The 19466-nt window shown below is 47.2% G+C and carries 18 protein-coding genes; 17 read left to right on the top strand and 1 reads right to left on the bottom strand.

What is annotated here, in order from left to right:
* Positions 1 to 14 precede the first annotated feature (14 nt).
* Positions 15 to 2102, bottom strand: coding sequence for a vWA domain-containing protein (locus tag MHB54_RS20280; RefSeq protein WP_340981852.1), 2088 nt, complete (start codon positions 2100 to 2102; stop codon positions 15 to 17).
* A 638-nt stretch (positions 2103 to 2740) separates the two neighbouring features.
* On the opposite strand from MHB54_RS20280, the gene MHB54_RS20285 reads away from it, so the two are divergent.
* From MHB54_RS20285 to MHB54_RS20365, 17 genes are all read left to right on the top strand, one after another.
* Complete coding sequence (locus MHB54_RS20285; protein WP_023989860.1) at positions 2741 to 4909, top strand: hypothetical protein; 2169 nt, start codon at positions 2741 to 2743, stop codon at positions 4907 to 4909.
* A 119-nt stretch (positions 4910 to 5028) separates the two neighbouring features.
* On the top strand, positions 5029 to 5454 hold the full coding sequence (locus tag MHB54_RS20290; RefSeq protein WP_013311475.1) for a hypothetical protein: 426 nt from the start codon (positions 5029 to 5031) through the stop codon (positions 5452 to 5454).
* A gap of 130 nt (positions 5455 to 5584) precedes the next feature.
* A complete protein-coding gene (locus MHB54_RS20295; protein WP_025720823.1) occupies positions 5585 to 6034 on the top strand; it encodes a J domain-containing protein in 450 nt (149 codons plus the stop codon).
* 32 nt (positions 6035 to 6066) lie between these two features.
* Positions 6067 to 6615: an FHA domain-containing protein gene (locus tag MHB54_RS20300; protein ID WP_264454669.1), complete on the top strand. Its 549-nt coding sequence runs from the start codon at positions 6067 to 6069 to the stop codon at positions 6613 to 6615.
* 67 nt (positions 6616 to 6682) lie between these two features.
* Positions 6683 to 7213, top strand: coding sequence for an FHA domain-containing protein (locus tag MHB54_RS20305; RefSeq protein ID WP_023989857.1), 531 nt, complete (start codon positions 6683 to 6685; stop codon positions 7211 to 7213).
* A gap of 35 nt (positions 7214 to 7248) precedes the next feature.
* Entirely contained in the window at positions 7249 to 8079 is an 831-nt protein-coding gene (locus MHB54_RS20310; RefSeq protein ID WP_023989856.1) for a PP2C family protein-serine/threonine phosphatase, read from the top strand.
* 22 nt (positions 8080 to 8101) lie between these two features.
* A complete protein-coding gene (locus tag MHB54_RS20315) occupies positions 8102 to 9979 on the top strand; it encodes a PP2C family protein-serine/threonine phosphatase (protein WP_264454670.1) in 1878 nt (625 codons plus the stop codon).
* Positions 9980 to 10025: 46 nt separating this feature from the next.
* Positions 10026 to 11345: a normocyte-binding protein gene (locus MHB54_RS20320; RefSeq protein WP_264454671.1), complete on the top strand. Its 1320-nt coding sequence runs from the start codon at positions 10026 to 10028 to the stop codon at positions 11343 to 11345.
* Positions 11342 to 12031 (top strand): hypothetical protein, encoded by a 690-nt coding sequence (locus tag MHB54_RS20325; protein ID WP_025720815.1) that lies wholly within the window; start codon positions 11342 to 11344, stop codon positions 12029 to 12031. The genes MHB54_RS20320 and MHB54_RS20325 overlap by 4 nt, the downstream gene beginning before the upstream one ends.
* A 31-nt stretch (positions 12032 to 12062) precedes the next feature.
* On the top strand, positions 12063 to 14714 hold the full coding sequence (locus tag MHB54_RS20330) for a molecular chaperone (RefSeq protein WP_264454673.1): 2652 nt from the start codon (positions 12063 to 12065) through the stop codon (positions 14712 to 14714).
* Positions 14715 to 14751: 37 nt separating this feature from the next.
* Positions 14752 to 15264, top strand: coding sequence for an RDD family protein (locus MHB54_RS20335; RefSeq protein ID WP_103744868.1), 513 nt, complete (start codon positions 14752 to 14754; stop codon positions 15262 to 15264).
* Positions 15265 to 15324: 60 nt separating this feature from the next.
* A complete protein-coding gene (locus MHB54_RS20340; RefSeq protein ID WP_023989850.1) occupies positions 15325 to 15477 on the top strand; it encodes a hypothetical protein in 153 nt (50 codons plus the stop codon).
* Positions 15478 to 15495: 18 nt separating this feature from the next.
* Complete coding sequence (locus MHB54_RS20345) at positions 15496 to 16272, top strand: DNA and RNA helicase (RefSeq protein ID WP_264454674.1); 777 nt, start codon at positions 15496 to 15498, stop codon at positions 16270 to 16272.
* 25 nt (positions 16273 to 16297) lie between these two features.
* Entirely contained in the window at positions 16298 to 16897 is a 600-nt protein-coding gene (locus MHB54_RS20350; protein ID WP_023989848.1) for a hypothetical protein, read from the top strand.
* The gene (locus MHB54_RS20355) at positions 16894 to 18306 is read left to right on the top strand and encodes a hypothetical protein (RefSeq protein WP_023989847.1); all 1413 of its coding nucleotides are present in this window, start codon (positions 16894 to 16896) and stop codon (positions 18304 to 18306) included. The genes MHB54_RS20350 and MHB54_RS20355 overlap by 4 nt, the downstream gene beginning before the upstream one ends.
* Complete coding sequence (locus tag MHB54_RS20360; RefSeq protein ID WP_023989846.1) at positions 18303 to 18950, top strand: hypothetical protein; 648 nt, start codon at positions 18303 to 18305, stop codon at positions 18948 to 18950. Before MHB54_RS20355 ends, MHB54_RS20360 begins: the two co-directional genes overlap by 4 nt.
* Entirely contained in the window at positions 18932 to 19456 is a 525-nt protein-coding gene (locus MHB54_RS20365; protein ID WP_028542476.1) for a hypothetical protein, read from the top strand. The genes MHB54_RS20360 and MHB54_RS20365 overlap by 19 nt, the downstream gene beginning before the upstream one ends.
* Positions 19457 to 19466: the final 10 nt, after the last annotated feature.

A 19466-nucleotide genomic window follows, 5' to 3' on the forward strand; every position in this document is an offset into this window, starting at 1 on the left:
CGTTGTGACGGACATTATCCTGTCGGAGCTTGGATATGGTCGGTGTACACTGAAGTATTCGGTTTAATCGCTTTGTATCGCAGCTCGATTTCAGTCACACCATCCTCGAATGTAATGTACAGTTTGTCGCTGTACTCCATGACCGCTTTTTTGTTGCGGGCTAATCTGATCTTTCCATGCTGTAAGGCACAGCGTGTATCATGTTTCACGATTAGGCTCCCTTTTTTGCCTGCGGAAAATAGAATCCGTTCCGCTTCTGGCAACGGTTCGTGAACGTCAAGCGTACGGAACAACTCCTGTAAGCTGACCTTACGACCCGGAAAGGAGGTGAGCGGCCAAGATTTTACCGGAATCTCCTGTCCACTTGCTGTAGCGAGAAAATATCCTTCGATTCTTCCGGCAAACTGCGGCTTCGGCCGCAAGAACCAATACAGAAAAGCGGCTACCACGACACTGATGGCTACCGTCCATTTAATGGCTGTATACCGGGATTGTACGGAAACGGTTAGTGTAGCGCTGCTGGATGCGCCTTCCGGATCGGTAGCGGTAATCTTTAGCTGAGTGTCACCTGTGTGGAGCTCGGATAGCAGCAGATCATTACCGTTAATCTCAGCATGGACCGCATCCCCAGAGGCTTCTGAATCCAGCTTATAGTTCAGCTTGTCATGATTCGGGTCAATGATAAAATCCGATAAACTTCGACGGGAATCGCCGTCTTCTTTTACCAGGCGAATCGTCAGGTCTTTCAAGACTTGTGGCGCTGCATTGGCCGCGTGAACTTTATGTACAGTTCCCTTACGGTACCATTGCGGACTATCCAGGGATAGCTGCCATGTATAATCCCCGGTTTGAGGGAACGCATATTCGGTATGGAAGGCTCCTGACTTATAGGTCATAGGCACCTTTTTGGCTGTGCCCCCCTTTGGAGTAACTATAATATGGGCTTGGAGAGACGTATATACGGCTTCATCCGTAAGCTTTTGACTGTTGGGTAACAGGAGCTGAGCTTGAAACGGTGTGGCTTGACCTTTCAGCAACTGCACAGGCTTGTCGCCATGAGTTGCCGTTGCTTGCTTTCCTCCCATGGTAGCTTCGGCTTCCAGTCGATAGCTGCCAAGTAAATTGATTTTTACCAAATCCCCGCGTATGCCCCGTAGTTTCAACTTCACTTTACCTGCCTGTGGATGCTCGATTTTTAAAATCGCATATCGGCTCGACTTGTACCTGCGGACATTTTCTGAATTGGAATATAGCTGTGTTTCCAGAAGGGGATGCTCCGACAAAAGCACCAGATTGGCTTCCTCCATACTAGAATCAGGTAGAGTTACAGTTAATTCTTGCATCTCGCCAGTGGTCGTAATTGCAGCAATTGGAACGAGCTTGGAGCGAATTTGACTGGCGAAAATACGGTTCAGAATTTCCGGCAGATCCTCGGCACTACTCGTAATAAAAGAAGCTCCACCCGTTTGAGAAGCGATCCGTTCGAGTTCTTGTCGGTTCACTGTGCCATCATGGTTCAGACCAATCGTGTACACCGGATATCCCTTGGTCTGTGCAGATTTGATGACAGAGGACACATCGTTATTGGAGTCACCTTTAGATCGGGAACCAGAGGAGGCACCAAAATCAGTCTCTCCATCTGACAATAGAATCATAAAAGGCTGACGCCCTTGGGATGCTCCTGCCGCTAGCAGCTCCGAGCCTTTGCGCAACCCAAGTCCCAAATCCGTATAACCGGAACGGTTTAGCGTTCTGATATCCTGCTGGATTTGGGATTTTTGCGCTGCCACGGCAATCGAAGTCAGTGGTTTCGAGGCGACCACGTTGTGATTGTAGGCAACGAATCCTACGCGTGTGCGGTCTGCATCACTCAAATCCATAAACATATTGATGACTTCGGCGGCAATGCCCTCAGGATCAGTATCCCTCATGGAATAACTGGTATCCAATACAAAAACGGCATCATAACCCTCGATCGGGACAGCACCCAAAGATGCTGCATTAGCCTGATTTACAGTGCAAATGACCCCATTTAAGCCCATTTGTAAAAATAGTACAAAAGTCATGAAAACAATAATCCCTAGTTTCCTTATTCTGAACATAAGCTCCTCCATCGTCGAGACCAACATGGGGGGATCAACTCTCCTAATCCTTGGGATATAAGGGATAAAGGATCAAAACAGCTGATAACCCTCACATTAGCCATGAATTTGATTCTTTTACGCTTATCAGAAATATCCAATGGACTTCTATCGGTAATTGGGTTCCATTTGTGAATATTTCCCTGAAGAAACAGGTCTAACATATCATGAAAATTACGTATTCACGCATAAAATGAGTCAAAATGCCCTGTTTCAATCTGAGACTACAGAAATTGACAAAACTGAAGGGTACTTTGTATGATAGCTCTCGTATCAACGGCAAAAATTGGGATTGAAGTTAGGAATACGAAATCATAAATTTAAAATTTCTGTGTTATCTGACTTTTGAATTTGAAAAACATCTCATTTGTATGCTTTGCCGTTAAAAGCCGAATAACGCTTCGGACCGATTTTCGAGGTTACATGCCTGTACCGTAAATGTGGTATAAGCTCAATCCTTTGACGAATTTAAATGTTAAGTAGGGGGGAGGAGGCAAAAGAACTAAAAATGAGTATTCGTCCGTTTCAAATTGGACATCCCGTGTCCGTATATGGAGCAATGGACCTATAACTCATACTTTATTCATTTGCCGACAGCGATGGAAATCATTTATCAAACCAACCGTACAATGCTTTTTGAAGAGATTAACCCGGAAAAGCTGGACCTGATCACCATTGTAGGTGATGTGAAGGGTATTGACAGCTTGAGCGATGAAAAGATCAAGGAAATTAATCAGCACCTTCTGGTGCGCAGCTTTGACGAATTTTTGGATAAGTTTTCACCAACCGTGTATTCGTTTTTTAACGCGGCCAATCAAAAAGTCGTCTACACCCTTAAAAAGCCAGAGGGAATTGATGAGGATAGCATTTCTGAAATTCGTGTAAATCAAAGTAATGACTTTCTGAAAATGTTGTTTACGCTCATCGATACCAAGCGCAGTCAAGGAATTACAAATGTAGATTTCAAATTTGAAAATCTGCTGGATATGATTTCACCGAAAAAGGTCATGGATGATATTCGTCAAGTCCGCAAAGAGATTCACTATATGTATGGTGAATACGACAAGCTGGATGATGGCGATCCAAAGAAACTCGACATGGGTGACAAGCTGAATGGAATGTTCGAGGAAGCGAGTCAGAACTATAACAATGTTATGGCTATGCTCCCACTGGCAATTGAGGACATCAAAACCCGCCTTCTGCTCGGTGGCGCCCAAGAGGAAAACTCCGGCGAGCTGATTCAGGTGGGTATGCTCTCCATTGGGGAAAGCGGCGAACTGAAAATTATTGAAGCGCCGAAGAGCGACAGTACTGAGCTGATGTTATTGGATGAGAACAGCACTGGCGATCTCTCCCAAGTATTCGAAGAGGATTATAACTCCATCACAGATACGCCTTCTGACTATGTGAAGGATTTGGTGGTTCGCACATTTGTGCCACTGCCAGCTGTTCAGACGAAGGTGGATACAGCGGTTGAAGTTCAAAACTACAACACGTATCTGGAGTTCTATAAAAATGCCAAGGACGATTTCGTAAAGGCGGTTAAGCCGCTTGTGGAGAAAATCCTCGGTGTCAAAATGTTCTTCGATCAATATGCAACGAAGAGCAAAGGCATGCTGCCGACAATGCTGGTGGCGAACAACAAGCTGGACATGCTGGTGAAAAGCAGCAATATCCCGCGCTTGGAAACGTACCTGAACACTGTGAATGCTAAGAATGAATTCAGCGACACGATCTGGTTCGGTATCGTTCCATCCGTCGAGCTGGAAGCAGCCGGTAAGGTAAAGGTTTCACGTGAACGCTTCAAGGGTAACGAGAAGGTCGTTAAGCAGGGCGGGAATTCTATGGAATCGCTCTCGATGCTGCTGCAAGTCGTGAAGGATTACAAAATTCAAATGTTCTTTAACTTTGAATCCGGTGAAGAAACGACTTTCAACAGTATGGCGACAGCAGGCATCGATAAATATGTCGATAAATGCGCCAGTCTCGTTCGCAGAGAATATAGCGAATTTGCCATTCCTTGTGTACCGAACTTTACGATTATTCCGAAGGATAAATCGGGTGTCATTATCGACAGCAAAATGCTACAGACCGAAGACGGTGTACAGCTCTCTAAGGAGAAAGAGGATATTCTCAAGCTGTGGATCGAGGGCGTTTATGTGGGTGCAGCCTATGTTGCCGCCGGCTTGGTCGCTTCCTATCAGTGTCCTGAATACCTGCGTGAGACGTTCAAAACGGTCAATAAGAACTTCCCTGGCGTACGCTTCGACATTGAAGCGGGAGACAACAGTCTGCGCACGGTGACGACGATGGCCAAGGAAATCACCGGTTTCACCAACACGATCAAGGATGCCATCAACCGTAAAAACTTCGGCTTTGTATTCTCGTCGGAGAATGCCCAGATTCAGGATAAGGATATCCGCCGGATTACCGTCTACAAGGCGAGAAGCATGGCGATGTCCGAGGACGGCTTTGACTCCATCTACAAGACGCTGGTCAGCACGTACATTGAACGTATTTTGCGCTACCAGACAGGGGACTTCAAACACGAAAATATCGTCCGCTTCTTCAGTAACAATCCGAGCAGTCAGAAGAGCAAGTGGCTGAGCAGCAGAGGATCTGTTAACTCGATCATTCAGGACGGAGACGATATGAGCTTCATTATTGATGAGAAAAGCAATATGTGCCATATCGATCTGGTCTTCAACGGTAATGTGAAGAACCTGGAAGTCATGATCACTAAGGGAACCAGCTCGGTCAAATCATGATCCGAGCACTACGAAAGATGTTAGAGGCGTTTCTATCCAGAACCGCCTTTATACATAAATCGCGGAGAAGCTCTGCATCTCCCGCCATCATATTACCTAATTTCAAGGAGGCAACACACATGGGATTCAGATTGAAAGTAGAAGGACAAGAAACAATCGAGCTGGGCTTGGATAACATCCAAACGGTTATTTATGACACCGATACACCGGACGATTCCAATGCACGCTCCACTGACGTAGGCTCCACGCTGCGCATCAGCGGCAAAATCATCACAGCAGTAGACGGTGACAGCGCGGATGACACGCTGAAACTGGCTTTGTGGTCTCTGGTTCCTGCTGAAAAAGCAGACAGCTACCGTAAAGTAACACTGGAAGTTATCGCAGCTGATCAAGTTGTGCGTAAAATCCACTTCCCGAATGCTTTCGTTGTAGACTACAACGAGCACTTCGGCGACACAGAAGGTGTAGGTGCATTTACACTCTACATCAAACAAAAGAAAGACAAAACCGAGCTGGCTACAATCGACGGCGGATATCCGGTTTAAGCTTAACGTCTTCACGTTAAGTGCAGCTTAAACACACACTCACCCGGCACACAAGTGCAGGGTGGATAAATATTAAGAGGCCTACGGGTCTCTTAATATTTATTTTTTTCGGAGAGGGGAACATCACACAATGACCAACTACTATGAGCTGCTCGGTGTCAGCCGGGATGCTTCGGAGGCAGAGATTAAGCAGGCTTACCGTAAACTGGCCAAAAAGTATCATCCTGATACCAACCAGGGAAGCGAGGAAGCAACGCGCAAGTTCAAGCTAATTCACGAGGCTTATAATACCTTGCGTGACGAAGCATTGCGGCAGGCATACGATGCCGAGCTCATCCGAAAAACTGAGGGAGCTGGCGGGGAACAGCGAGAGAGAGGCAGAGGGGCTGCATCCTCCGGCGGTGCGCGTACGGCAGCCAAAGGATTCAATCCGGCTGATATAGGTACTGATTTTGAGCAATTTTTTGGTTTTCATCCGAAAACGAAGGAGGGCTCACCAGGGAAAAAAACGAAAAAACCCGGTGATCCGACGGATACCTCAGCGATGTTTAACCAATTTTTCGGTATTCGTAAAAAGTGATGATTTCAGGATAGAAATGGGGGAAGCAAGCAGTGAAAACGGCGCAGAACAGATGGGTTTTCATCATAGATGTTGCCATGTTCGGGCTGATGCTGGCGATCGCCTTTTATGTGTTTAATCGTACAGGCTACAGCGGTTTGAAAACCGTGGTCGCGATAGGTATTGGAATCGGCGTGCTTGTATACATATTGCGCAATCTGGTGTCCGTTGTACCCGTGGCCAAGCCAAAGGCACAACGTCATCGGATTGCCAAGCTGGTGTTGATTGATGAAGAGGGCGAGTCCATTAAAGAATGGTATATCGAAGGCGAAACGTCGCTCTTAATCGGTAAAACAACGTCACGTTCAGAGGCGGATATTGATTTGGTAGGTACAGACTATGCCTCCCTGGTAAGTGTGGAGCATGCGGTACTCAACCGGGTGAACAGCGACTGGTTTGTGGAGGATGTGGATTCCGGTAATGGTACAGGCTTGCGGTCTGCCAACGAAAGTGCAACCAAGAAGTTGGAAAGCGGTGAGCCATACCGGATTTACTCAGGTGACTTATTATATATTGCCAATACGAGACTGCTCGTTAAATAGATGAGGATGCTGCAAAATCCTTAGATCGCTGAAAAGACAATCATGACAATGGGGGAAGGAACCGACTATGAGTTTGACAAGATGCCCGAACGGACACATGTTCAGTACACGAAAGCACGGAAATACGTGTCCATATTGCAACACGGTAGTAAATGTAGCTGCACCCAAGAGCGTAGAGCCAGCAGCAGCGAAAACAAACGTCGCAGGAGATAACGACAAAACAATGCCGTATTTGGGTGAGACAGTAGGCATTCATCCAGTAACTGGATGGCTGGTATGCATCGAAGGAGCACAGGTGGGTCAAGATTATCGCATTATGGCGGAGAAAAACTTTATCGGGCGCGCAGAGGAAATGCATGTCCGCATTATCGGGGACAACACGATTTCCCGTAGAAATCATGCGGTCATTGTGTATGATCCGAAGAAACGTAACTTTTACTTGCTGCCAGGCGATTCATCAGGTTTGGCGTACCACAATAACGAAGCGGTATATTCACCAGCAGAGCTGGCTGCCTATGACGTGATTCAGCTGGGACACAGCAAATTTATCTTTATCCCGCTGTGTGGCGCCCATTTTGAGTGGGATAACGAAAACTAGGACGGAATTGGGCAATGGTGCAGGGAGGTAACGATATGCAGCCTTATTTTGTTGTAAGTGGAGCTGCGGTACTATTCGCTGTTCTGCTCATGATCCGTATACGACTGACGCGAATTTCCGGCAGCCGTACCGTGAGTGGAATTGAGATCGGAAATGGTCAAACGATCGGGAGCCGGAGCGAGCAGGATGATTATTTCTCCAGTATGACGACACCTGTCGGTACGCTGGCTGTTGTCGCAGACGGTATTAGCGGACTGGCCAATGGACGTATGTCCAGTACCTTGGCTGTGACGACTTTTACGAAGGCGTTTGCCAAGCTGGAAGATGCAACGAATTTGAACGGATATTTTGCAGAGGCGGCAACTCAAAGCAATCGCGGCATTTTGCAAAATTTGAATGGACAGGGCGGAGGAACGACGCTGGCTGCGGTCATTGTGTGCGGCTATCAGCTGTATTACGGAGCGGTGGGCGACAGCCTGATTACGATTTACCGTAATGGTCATTTCCAAACAGTCAATTCCAAGCATACAGCGGAAACACTGCTGGAGGAACGAGTGCTTGCTGGACAAATGACCTCGGAGGAAGCCAAAACGAGTCCAGTGCGCAATCAACTGGTCAACTACTTGGGCTATGAGGGCTTTGAGAGCATGGAGCTGGGTAGTGCACCGATTCGTCTGTATTCAGGCGATCATGTGCTGCTGTGCAGCGATGGCATTCAGGAGGCGCTGACGGAGATTGAATTGGAAGAGATTATGCGCAAGGGTGGAACACCACAGGAAACAGCGGATGCCATGATCGACGCCATTAATGATAAAGGCTTTAAAAGTCAGGATAATGCGACAGTACTTATTTTGGCGATAGGATGAAACAAGAAAGACGGGGGTAGCGATGCGCAAGGACAACAGCGATTTTAGTACCGCCTTTGTGTCGGAAGCGGGCTCTTACATAGACAACCGGGACTATTTTGCATTCATGGAGACGGACGACATGGCCTGTTATGTCCTCGCAGACGGTCTGGATTCGGATCAGGAGCTGCGCAGCGCAGAAATGGTTGTCAAAACGGTGCTGGAAAACTTCATGGAGAAGCCTTCCATGTCCAAACGGCGCTTGATGAGAGATCTGCGTGAAGCGCAGGATTGGCTGCAATTTGAAAGCCGTCGTGTTCGGCTCAAAGCCAGTCTGCTGATGGTAGTGACCAACTACAACAAAATGGTGTATGTTTCGTGCGGTAATGTGCGACTATATCATTTTCGCAATGGAAGGCTTAATTTTCGCAGTAAGGATCATAGCCTGGCTCAGTCATTGGCAGATGATGGACGCATTCCAGACGAAGCGACCAGCACACATGAGGAACGAGGCAATCTGCTGGAATACTTGGGAAATCCCAATGGAGTTCATGCCCATTACGCCAAAAAGACGCAGCTTGCAGATGGAGATGTAATCCTGCTCGCTACGTCAGGGATGTGGGAGGACGTCGAGTTGGCGGAAATGCTGGGGGCACTAGAGGAAGCGAAGGACCCGGTCATGCTGACGGATACATTGGAAGAGGTTCTGCTAAGCAAACAGCACCGGACGGTGAATAATTACACGGCAGCGGCCATTTATGTAAATAAAGTTTTTCAGGAAAAGCCTAAAAACCGCCGTAAGCTGATCAAACGGATTTTGATTGCGTTGCTTGTCTTTATTGTTGTGGGCGGGGGAGCATGGATTACGCTGGCTCGTATGGCTGCGAATAAGGCAGCTGCACTGGAAACGATGATCGAATCAGCCCAAGCCGCAGACGATTATGCAAGGACAGGAGATTATGCGAAGGCGCTTAAGTCCTACAGCGAAGCGAAAAACGCGGCGGTTAAAATTAACGATAAGATTCACAAGCGATTGTATACTGCAGAGCAGAAACTGTCTCAATTAATGGTTGATGGTGACGGCTATGTGGAAAAGGCGGACTTCACCAAAGCAGAAGCCAGCTACGCTAAAGCACGGAAAAGTGCCGGGCTATATCCACCGTTTAATGTGAAGGATATTGAGCATAAAATCGATCAATTGGACAGCTATGCCGAGACGGCGAGCTGGATGAAGGACGGAGATTTAAAATTTCAGGGCGGAGATTACACGAATGCGCTTAAGCTGTACAAAAAAGCGAACAAGGCTGCGATGGAATCCGGTTATACGTCCGCGCAAAAAGAACTGGAGAAGAAAATTACCGAGACCAACGATAAATTGACAGCTATTCAGCAGCAACTCAAGGAGATTCAAGCTGGCAAACTTCAGGCCAAAGGGGATCGGATGATGAAGGATCTCGATTATGAAGGAGCCATTGATGCCTATAGCGGGGCACAGGAAATTTATCAGGAGATCGATAAGCTCGAAAGTGTTCTGGCATTGGAGCGGAGCATAGCCAAGGCGGAGGAAAAGCAGAGCGCGGAGCAGCAGAAAAACGGTCAGCTTCCTGCTGCATTGGGATTGTCTGACGGAGCGTTGAACGACACGGACGCAGGGGACGCAGCGGGTGGAGCTTCATCTTCCGCTGCTGCAATCCCTGCTGCAGAATCGCAAACGAAGGCTGCGCCAACGGCTTCAGCGGGAACTACACCCGCGAAGAAGGAAGCCTCTTCGGCTGCAAAGAGCATGGGTACAGGCGATGGAACTGCCCCTTCGGCCAAGGTGGATACCAACAAAGAGCAAGGAACTGCTGATTCTGCTTCTAAAGCAGCAGGGGCGTCTGATTCAGAGAACCAAGATCGGGCTGCTGCGAACGGAAGTTAAGTTTTTCATGTTCACTGAAGCTGGAGCCGGAAAGGAGTGAGACGTCGTGAAAGAGCTGGTACAGGACCGTTTGAGCAAGATGGACGATTTAGAGCAGAGACGTTTACTGAAAAATATGATGGCGGGGGTATTTATGAACCTCGTCGAATATCAGGAAGAAATGACCCGCCAGCTAGAACGGCGGGTATTTGAGGAAATTGAGAATACGGAAGAAAAGATTGATGTGTACGTGTCATTGACATCGCGTGAGGACTATGACCCGATTCATGAATTTTTATATCCTGTGTTACCGTCTGATACGGAGGAAAAGCAGATGGACATCAGCCGTGTGGCAGAGGTGGTACGCGAAGGCGGTGCGATGCCGCTGTTTACGCTTTTTCTTGAGATGGAGACCGAACGAATCTCAGCGCTGGTGCGCAGCAAGCGAATTTTCTCAGGAATGTTGGTCACGGAAACCGGCAATTATCCGATTCGTTTTCGTTTGGAGCATAACCGTTCCTATGTTTTGGAGATTGAGCAGTTATATCATACCTTTATGCAAAATGGCATGCCGTGGAAAACAATTAATCACCCATACGCTTATAAGTTTGTGGACTGTGTATTGATTGGTGGAGACGGCGAGCCGGCTGCCCATGAAGAAATTCATGAAATTACAATTTCATTGGAGGAATTCGATGTTTTTAAGAAGGGCGACGTTTTTCCTCTTTGGAACATTGAAAGGCTATCTCTAAAGAACAGCGGTTTTCCTATACCCGCTATGGATCGTGTGAATTATGAGCATGTGCTGCCTTTGCGAAAAACAGGTCCTGAGCATGGTTATTTGATTGACGGGACTGAAGGTGATATCCGGTATATCAAGCGTACAGAAGAGGAACTGACGATTGTCACACCACGTGATAAGTCTGGCGAATGGAATGTGTTGAAGGTTACGAAGCCTGTTACAACGAGACTTAGTCGTCAGACTTATCCGTTATTGTCCAATCGGCGACAGGACAGCTTTTTGGGCCGCTATGCAGGAAAACAGGCCGTGATTGTCCGTGCCAAAGCGGAAATCATGCGCATCGTAAACTCGTTTGAAGCAGCGCAGGGGCTGGAGCTGGAACGTGTGGACATCTGGGGAGGTGCAGGGAGAAATGATGTAAGCAACCTGTTAACCAAAACCCAGACGTATCCATTAAATCCGTTTGTCAGCGATAACGTGCGGACAGAGGAAGGCAAGCAGATCATGCGTTTGGGGTTCAGGCGTGGTTCTGACGATGTTTTGCCCACCGCGCCTGCTTATATTTTATCCGATTTAATGAGCTTTCTGGTATCGGAAGTGCAGATGTATTTTCCGGAGTACAAGTGTGAAGGAGAATGGGTGTGAATTACGTCTGGGATTTGCTCATGCGCGCGAGGGAACAGGGGCTGGATGTAGATAAATTCCGCTTCGTACCCGCTGTCAGCTACTCTCCGTATATGGAGCTTAGTCTGGCAGAGTTGAATACTTCCCATTTGGAGCAGGTAGTGGAAATAAATCCGTACTACCGCTTTTATTCTATATTTCGGGATCTGTTTCCACCGGATGCTGAAGAGTATCTGGAGCTGAGAGAATCGCTATTTGATATTATGATGCATTTTCTGGCGGAAATGGACTTGTATCAAGGGATGAATCGGCGGGAGTACCATATCCGGTTTGTTCGGTGTGATATTGCAGAGGGCATTTTTGGCCCGAAGGTAAAGGAAGGCTTTGGACAATTAAACCGTGAGGATCAGGACGCGATTGCTGAAGGACTGCTGCGCCTGTATGAGACGGGAGAAGCCGTACATCTGCTAAAAGAAACGATGCGGCGCGTCTTTCATCGCTCAATCATTTACACCAATTGTGAGGAAAAAGACGAACTGCTCATCTATATCGGCCAAGAGGAGACACCGTTGTCACGGATTAAAGTGGATTTGATTCTGGATTTGTTTCTTCCGGCACGTTTTACGACGGAATTGTATTGGACAAGTCATTTCGGCATTTTAGAGGAAGATCCTACGATGAAAATAGACGCTATCGCCCTCTATTAAGGCTAAATGGCTAAGAAAGGACATGTGAACGATGAACGGACCCTATACATACAGGTTGCTAGACCCGCTCACCGATCGAAAAAGCATACGCTTCACGGCGAAATACACGCGGGCGGAATTGGAACAAATGACGACCTTTCAGTTACGCGGAATATGCGATAAGGAACGACTGGTCGAGGGCTTTGCCAATCGCCTGGCACGTGAAGAATTGATTCGCGTGATTTTGCGTTTTCGGAGCGCGGAAGAGCATTTACTCATCACAAGGCCGAATCCTGGTGGTTTTGAACGCATGGAATCGGCACTACAGCGAAACTGGAACGACCGTCGGCAGGAGAGCAGCGGTATCCGGGTTCCCGCCAAAATCACGCTGTATCAGGGTGTACGCACAGGTCGCATGGACAACTACCGGATCGAATCCGATTTGCCTTGGCTGAGCTCATCTAATGTGCTGCTGGTGAATGCGACAGGAGAACTGTGCGGTGTTTTGAATTTGGTGAAGGATGAGGGACGAACAGGCGTATATTATCTTTCTCGTCATCGTGATGCTGAACTGCGAGAGACGTCCAATCATAGTTATAGCCTATTATTTTTGCGAAGACAGGAATCAGAATATTTTTATAACCTCTACTATGGAGATAAGCCAATGCTGCCGCTGAAGCTTCAAGGTCACCGGATTCCGGTGGCAGAGTTGATCATTCGGGGTACGGAAACAACAGATGCGGTACTTGCGATTGATTTTGGCACCTCGAACACCACAGCAGGTACTTATTTGGATAGTTCCTACGTTACGGCCCCTGATACAGGTATGAGCAGCACGGTAAGGCTGAACGCCATCAATTATGTGTCATTCCCCGGCCCAGAAGGAGCAGAAGGCGACTGGATCGAAGTATTGCCGACTGCTATTCGCGTCGCAGACTGCTCCAATCCAGAACGTATCCTTTATGTATTTGGGGAGGATGCACTACGTGGATCTGACGTGGCAGGCAGCCGTGCGACAGTATTGCGAGGGATCAAGCGGTGGGTCAACGATTATAAGCGAATCGAGGAATTAATGGATTCCGAGGGGAATACAGCAACTGCTTCCCGCAGCGATATTTTAGCTGCTTTTATCCGTTATGTGATTGCTACAGCCGAGCAGCAATTTAAGTGTCGGTTCCGCAATCTGCACTTTTCTGCTCCGGTCAAGCTGCAGCCCCAGTTTATAGAGATGTTTAGCGATATTTTGCCTGATTACCGGATTGAAGCGGAGGATGCGTTGGACGAAGGGCTGGCGGTGCTGTACAACACGCTGGCAGACCAGATGGAACGAGGGACTTTTGCGGACGGTGAGGAGTATCAGGCACTTGTCATTGATTGTGGTGGAGGCACGACAGATTTGTCTTCCTGCCGATTCCGAATTGAGGACGGACGTATTGCTTACAAGCTGGATATTCACACAACGTATGAAAATGGGGATACCAATTTTGGCGGAAACAATCTGACGTATCGGATTATGCAGTTTATGAAAATTGTATTTGCAGGTTATTATGCTGCGGAGACTCGTTTGCCTGACACCGATATTGATGCCCTGATCGGTATTCCTTCGGGAGATTTGTACCGTCATGTGGATGAGTTTGGTGTAGATGCTGTATATGCGGGACTGGAGGAACGCTACCGTGAGGCAGAGGCCATCTTGCCTACCGCATTCAAACAGTATGAGCATGCTACACGGGATGAATATCAGCGGGTACTGAGTAATTTTCATCTGTTGTGGAGCGCGGCAGAAAATATGAAAAAGGAATTTTTTCTACGTACGGGGATCTTGCGCAGCCGCTTCGAATCCGAGCAGGTATTATCTGCTGAAAGCGACCTGAACATTGCAGTGATGGATCGTTGGCTGGTTTCAGTCATCGAGAACGGACGGTTTCGTGATGAATATGGTTTGCCTGATGTGGTGTTTAACATTCGGGAGATACAGCAACTTCTTAAGGCAGACATCTACAATATTGTGCGCAAGTTTCTGGATGATTTTTATCTGGAGGGGCGCTTGCAGGATTATTCGATTATCAAGCTAACCGGGCAGTCCTGCCGGATTGACGTATTTCGCGAAGCACTCAAGGAATTTGTACCAGGGCGCAGTATTGAGTTTCGTCAAAAGGCAGAGGACCTCAGCCGGGTACCTGAGTTGAAAATGGCCTGTCTGCGCGGGGCTATCCGTTACCTGAACGCTAAAAAAATGGGCACGATTGAGCCTGTCATTACCAATCATATTCCGGCTATTCCGTATACGGTCAGCGCATGGACACATACGGGACGCGAGAAGGAGCTGATTGCGAGTTTGGAGAGCAACCGGGTACGCGGTTCTATTTCCCGGCCGTCCCATGCGGCTGAGGTGGAGTTCTTCCTGACGGCCGACGGTGGCAAGCTGCGTCAGCGGCATGTGTATCGTAGTCGGCCAGAAGCTTTTGAACCCATGCCGTATGAGGAAATTGCCGTGTTGTATGGGCGGGATATCCCGCAAGATGATACGGACTCCATCCGCAATGAGGAAACGAAATATTTTGTTTTTGTCGGGGATAGCCGCTGGGGCTTTTATGTGGTCCCGATTACCCGTCGAGATGAATTGTTGCATCTGGGTCCCAAACGCTTTTTTGCCTTCGAAAATGATCTCTCCGAGCTGGATTTCTTTGACGGCACGAAATAATTGAATAAGAAAAGTAAACACATTTGGAGGGGACAGCATGCTGTATGCGGGTTTTTGGAAACGCACCTTAGCTTATATCATCGATAGTCTTATTCTATGGTTTGTATTTTTAATAATTGGATTGATCTGGATTGTGATTCGGGCCTTAGGGGATTGGATACCGTCCCCAGCAGAAAACTCTATGCTGACAGACGGGCCGTCTGCTATTTTTACAATGCGATTATTAGGACAGACCTTGCTGAATTGGGGGGCTATATGGCTATATTATGCGCTTATGGAATCATCCAAATGCAAAGCCACGGTGGGCAAGCTGGCTCTCGGCATCGTTGTGGTAGATGAGTTTAATCACAAGCTCAGCTTTGGACGTGCAAGTGCCCGCTACTGGAGTAAGCTTATATCGGTCATCATTTTGTTCGTCGGCTTTATCATGGCAGCCTTTACGGCGAGAAAACAGGCCCTCCACGATCTAATTGCCCGTACCTATGTTGTGGACAAACGCGAGCTGGACTATATCCTTCGTGAGCAGGCTCAACGGGGAGCCGGGATGTAAAGGTGGATAAATAGATTCTAAGATTATTATGAACCGTAGTTTTCAATCAGGGGGAGCACGATGGATATACGCAGATTTTTAGAAAAGAATATTCGCCTATTTACTGGACTACTTGGAGTAAGTAAAGCTCAACCCATCGATGATGCAGTTCCTGTTCCGCCTCCTGCACCCGGTGTGAATCGGCTATCTGTTCCCCTAAATAAAGAAGAATAGGGAAAGGAGGGGAGTACCATGTTAACGCATATCGTTCCGAAGTTTGAGAAGGGCCGTATTCTTAAAACCGAGATGCTAGAGAACCTGCGAGACTACCCTCGCAGTTTTCTGGATATCCGGTATCAGGATTTTTCGGATGGCATTATTACCGGAATGAACGTAACTGTAGGGGAGTACACGCTGACCATTGGTAGAGGCATCGTGAAGCACAAGGACAGACTATACCTGCTGGAGCAGGAGCAGGAAGTGCCGTATGCGGCCACGGGGCGGCTGTCGGTGTTGAAGCTGCTCTTTTTGGAACAAACAGATCGCCCGGATTTCACAGCCCATCATGCAGATATCGTGCTGGAGGATGAGGCAGAGATCGGTCTGGATGAGATGGAGCTGGGCCGATTCAAGCTCAAAGATGGAGCCGTGCTTCGCTCGGATTATCAGGATTTTGCTGACATGGCTACCGAATTCAATACATGGAGCGATATTTATGCTCCTTTTGCGGGTTTGAAGCAGAGTACATTGCGCCCGGAAATGATGCGCTACTTCGCATCCGAACTGCTTAAAAGTGGTGCCACAGATCCGATGGATTGTATGTTTGCGCTTATGTGCCTGAACCTGGAAGCCGTGGACAGAGAATCTATCCAGCATTACATTGCAAACCGAAATGGTGCGGAATACAGAGATTATTCTCATGCTCAGTTGCATAGACAGCTAGTTCTTATTCTAGAAGGCGCCGGACGTGGAAAACGAACAGCAGGCCGTTGGCAGGGCGGCGGAGCAGGACGGATGATTGTGGATTAGAAAATCAGGTAGAGGAGTGTGCATTATGAAATATGAGGATGAAAAGATTTTGGATCGGCTCCGTGAGATGGAGAAGCTGAAGAGGTCTAACAATATTTTAGCAGGACCCATAATCATTAACGGTCAATCCTATGTGTTTGAAGAGCGATCTTTTTTTGAGGATCGGCTGAAAATGCATGTCCCCTCTATCTTTACTCCAATGCCCAAGCATTTACAAAAGATCAAATATCCTCATGAGCAACGTCCAGAAATGATTTTGACGAATGATTTGGGCAGTGTGGATGTTACCCTGAATCGGGTGGACCAGACGTTACAAGATGAATGGGTGGAGCAGCTCACTTCTGGCATGAAGGCCATGATGAAAAATATGAATCCTGCCCACGTATTTTATGAAGAAAAAATAGAAGAGATACATGGTAAGCAGATTGGCTATTTTGACTTTAAAAGTCCTGCGCTGGACCAGCCCATCTACCACAATATGTTCTACTTTGAGTTGGAAGGAAAGACGGTCATGGGAACATTTTGTTGTCCGTATAAGCAGTATGCTGAATGGCGGGATGTCGCCCTGCAGATGATTCGTACCATTCAAACGGTTGACGAGGCAGAAAAGGAGGGATATGAATGAGTAACCCCATTTACACCACAGCAGATGTTCAGGTGGCCCCTTATCAGTTTCAGCGTGTATTAAGTATCCATCTCATTAAACAGTTAAACGAACATGTGAGCTTCTGCATACGTGGAATTGTTTCGGAGGACAAGCTGGATCAATACGTAGAAAAAGCGGATGAAGATGAGCACATTGAAGTCTTCTTAAAAAGTGAAGGCAAGGAGATCCGGTTTTTTCAGGGAATCGTCACGAATATTGCTGTAAAAGCTGTAAACGGAGTACGCGAGCTTACGATTGAGGCTAGCAGTGAAACCTTAATGATGGATATTCGCCCAAAACGTCGTTCATTCCAAAAAACAGGAGAGTCGTATAACAAACTGTTTTCGCATGTTACAAGTTCATATACTGATGCAGAAGTGATTGATGAGGCTTCTCATGGCGCAGCTATCGGTGAATTATTAGTGCAATACAATGAAACGGACTGGGCTTTTGTCAAAAGAATTGCTTCTCGGCTACATGCTGCTTTAATTCCAATTACGATGCAACAAGGACTGAAATATGTGATTGGTGTCCCCCATTCTAGTGCCCCTCAACCGCTGAACGAACATAACTATTCCATAAAAAAAGACTTGAAGGAGCACAAGCTCATGTCCCGCAACGGACTGCCGGAATATGGCGAGTCTAACAGCTTGAGCTATGAAGTGACCAGCAACAAAGTGCTAGAACTCGGTAGTTCCGTCATTTTTCATAAAAGAACTCTTTACATAGCCAAGGCGGAAACGACCACAGAAGGAAATCTGATCGTGAATCGTTACATTTTACGAGATGCACATGGGTTAAAATGCCCAACCGTCTATGCCTATGATCTGTCAGGAGCCTCTCTGTTTGGCAAGGTGATTGATATTTCCAAAGAAAAAGTGAAAATCAAGCTGGAAATTGATCAAGACTCGACTGCATCCGGGGCTATGTGGTTTCCCTATTCTACGGTTTATTCTTCTCCTGATGGCAGCGGCTGGTATGTTATGCCAGAAGCAGGGGATCAAATTCGTCTGTACTTTCCGGATGAACGGGAGCAGCATGCTTTTGCCGCCAGTTCTGTCGATCTTGCCTCCTCTGATCCGGTTAAAAGGAGTGATCCTGCGGTCAAAAGTATCAGCACCAAGTACGGCAAACAAGTCGTTTTCAAGCCTGGTGCAGTAGAAATTATCAACAGTGGGCAAATGCTCATGCGTCTCACGGATGAAGGCGGGATTGAAATTAATAGTAACAAAAAAATAACCCTGTCTGCTCAGGAAGATATCCAAATTACAGGGGGAGCGAAAATTATTATGGAGGGGAAAGAAGGCGTAAGTTTTATTCAATCCGGAGCCAAACTCGACATCATGGACGATGTGAGATTAACCGGGGGTAAGGTGAACATTGAATGAAGCTCATGGATCGGGATGCTGCGTTGCAGGATTTGCTGGAAAAGCACGTATTTACGGAATGGCTACATGATTTGGCACTTATTGAAAACAACTTTCTGGCACGGCAGCAAGCCATTGAAGAGGAGCTTTTAGCAGCTTTAGAGTCGCTATGCCAGCTCGCTACCCTTCAGCACGAGCAAGGTCGCAAGGGGGATATTCGATATATTTATATCTCCTTGCTCAGAACCCGTGTTATGAAAAATAGAGCGGTTTATCGTATAGACGCCTATGATGAGAATTGGTTTCTGGATGAGGCTGAATGCGCTGTGGAATGGTCGGCAAACTTTGTTTTCGAGCCTCTGTTCAATCGCATGGCTAAGCTGGAAAAGCTCAAGTCCGATTATGCCCGTAAGATTACGACGATGGATATTGAGCAAATTCAACAAATTGAAGCGGTTAAATACCATCTGCTCACCGTTGAGTTTCTGAAAAGTCAGATGCCCGCCTTCGTTGCTTCCCCTTCACTAGAAAGGTTGCCGAAAGCTGACATATGCACGATATTTGCCGGAGAGTATCGAGATGATAGCGAAATATTGTGCCGTTTTACGCATAGTGAGGGAGCCGAGACACGAGAGGGGGAATCTTCATGGATTATTTCCTCTTAAAGCAGGATGTGCGGTATACCAATGTTCCTACGCTACAAAAGGTGATGGAAACGATTGATCCGTGGAAGCTGTATGATTTGCAGCCGGAGGATATTGTCAAGCCATTGATGTTTCACGTGAAGGCAGATGCAGAAAGTATTTTTATTGATTATCTAGAAGGTCCCATTCCTCTTATTTCAGATGCTTTAAAGCGTCTTGTCCAGGCCTATGTGCCGGAGATGCCTATGAAATTAACGATACTTACTCAGATCGAACAGAGGATACAGAAGAATTACTATATTCCTTTTGTGGAGCGGCTCACAGCTGTACATCCGGAAAGTGAATGGAATTTGGATCAAAGTGTGTTTCGAAAGCTGGTATTACAAGCAGATGCTATTCGGAGCCACAAGATATTTACAATCCAGGAGAGTGCTATCCCGATGATCATCGTCCGTTTAGACGTGGCGGAAAGTATATTGCGGCGTGATTACACAGGGATCGCTTTGGAGCAAGTCGAGGTGAAATAGGGAGGGAAAG

The sequence above is a fragment of the Paenibacillus sp. FSL M7-0802 genome (genome assembly GCF_038004945.1).
Lineage (GTDB): Bacteria > Bacillota > Bacilli > Paenibacillales > Paenibacillaceae > Paenibacillus > Paenibacillus polymyxa_B.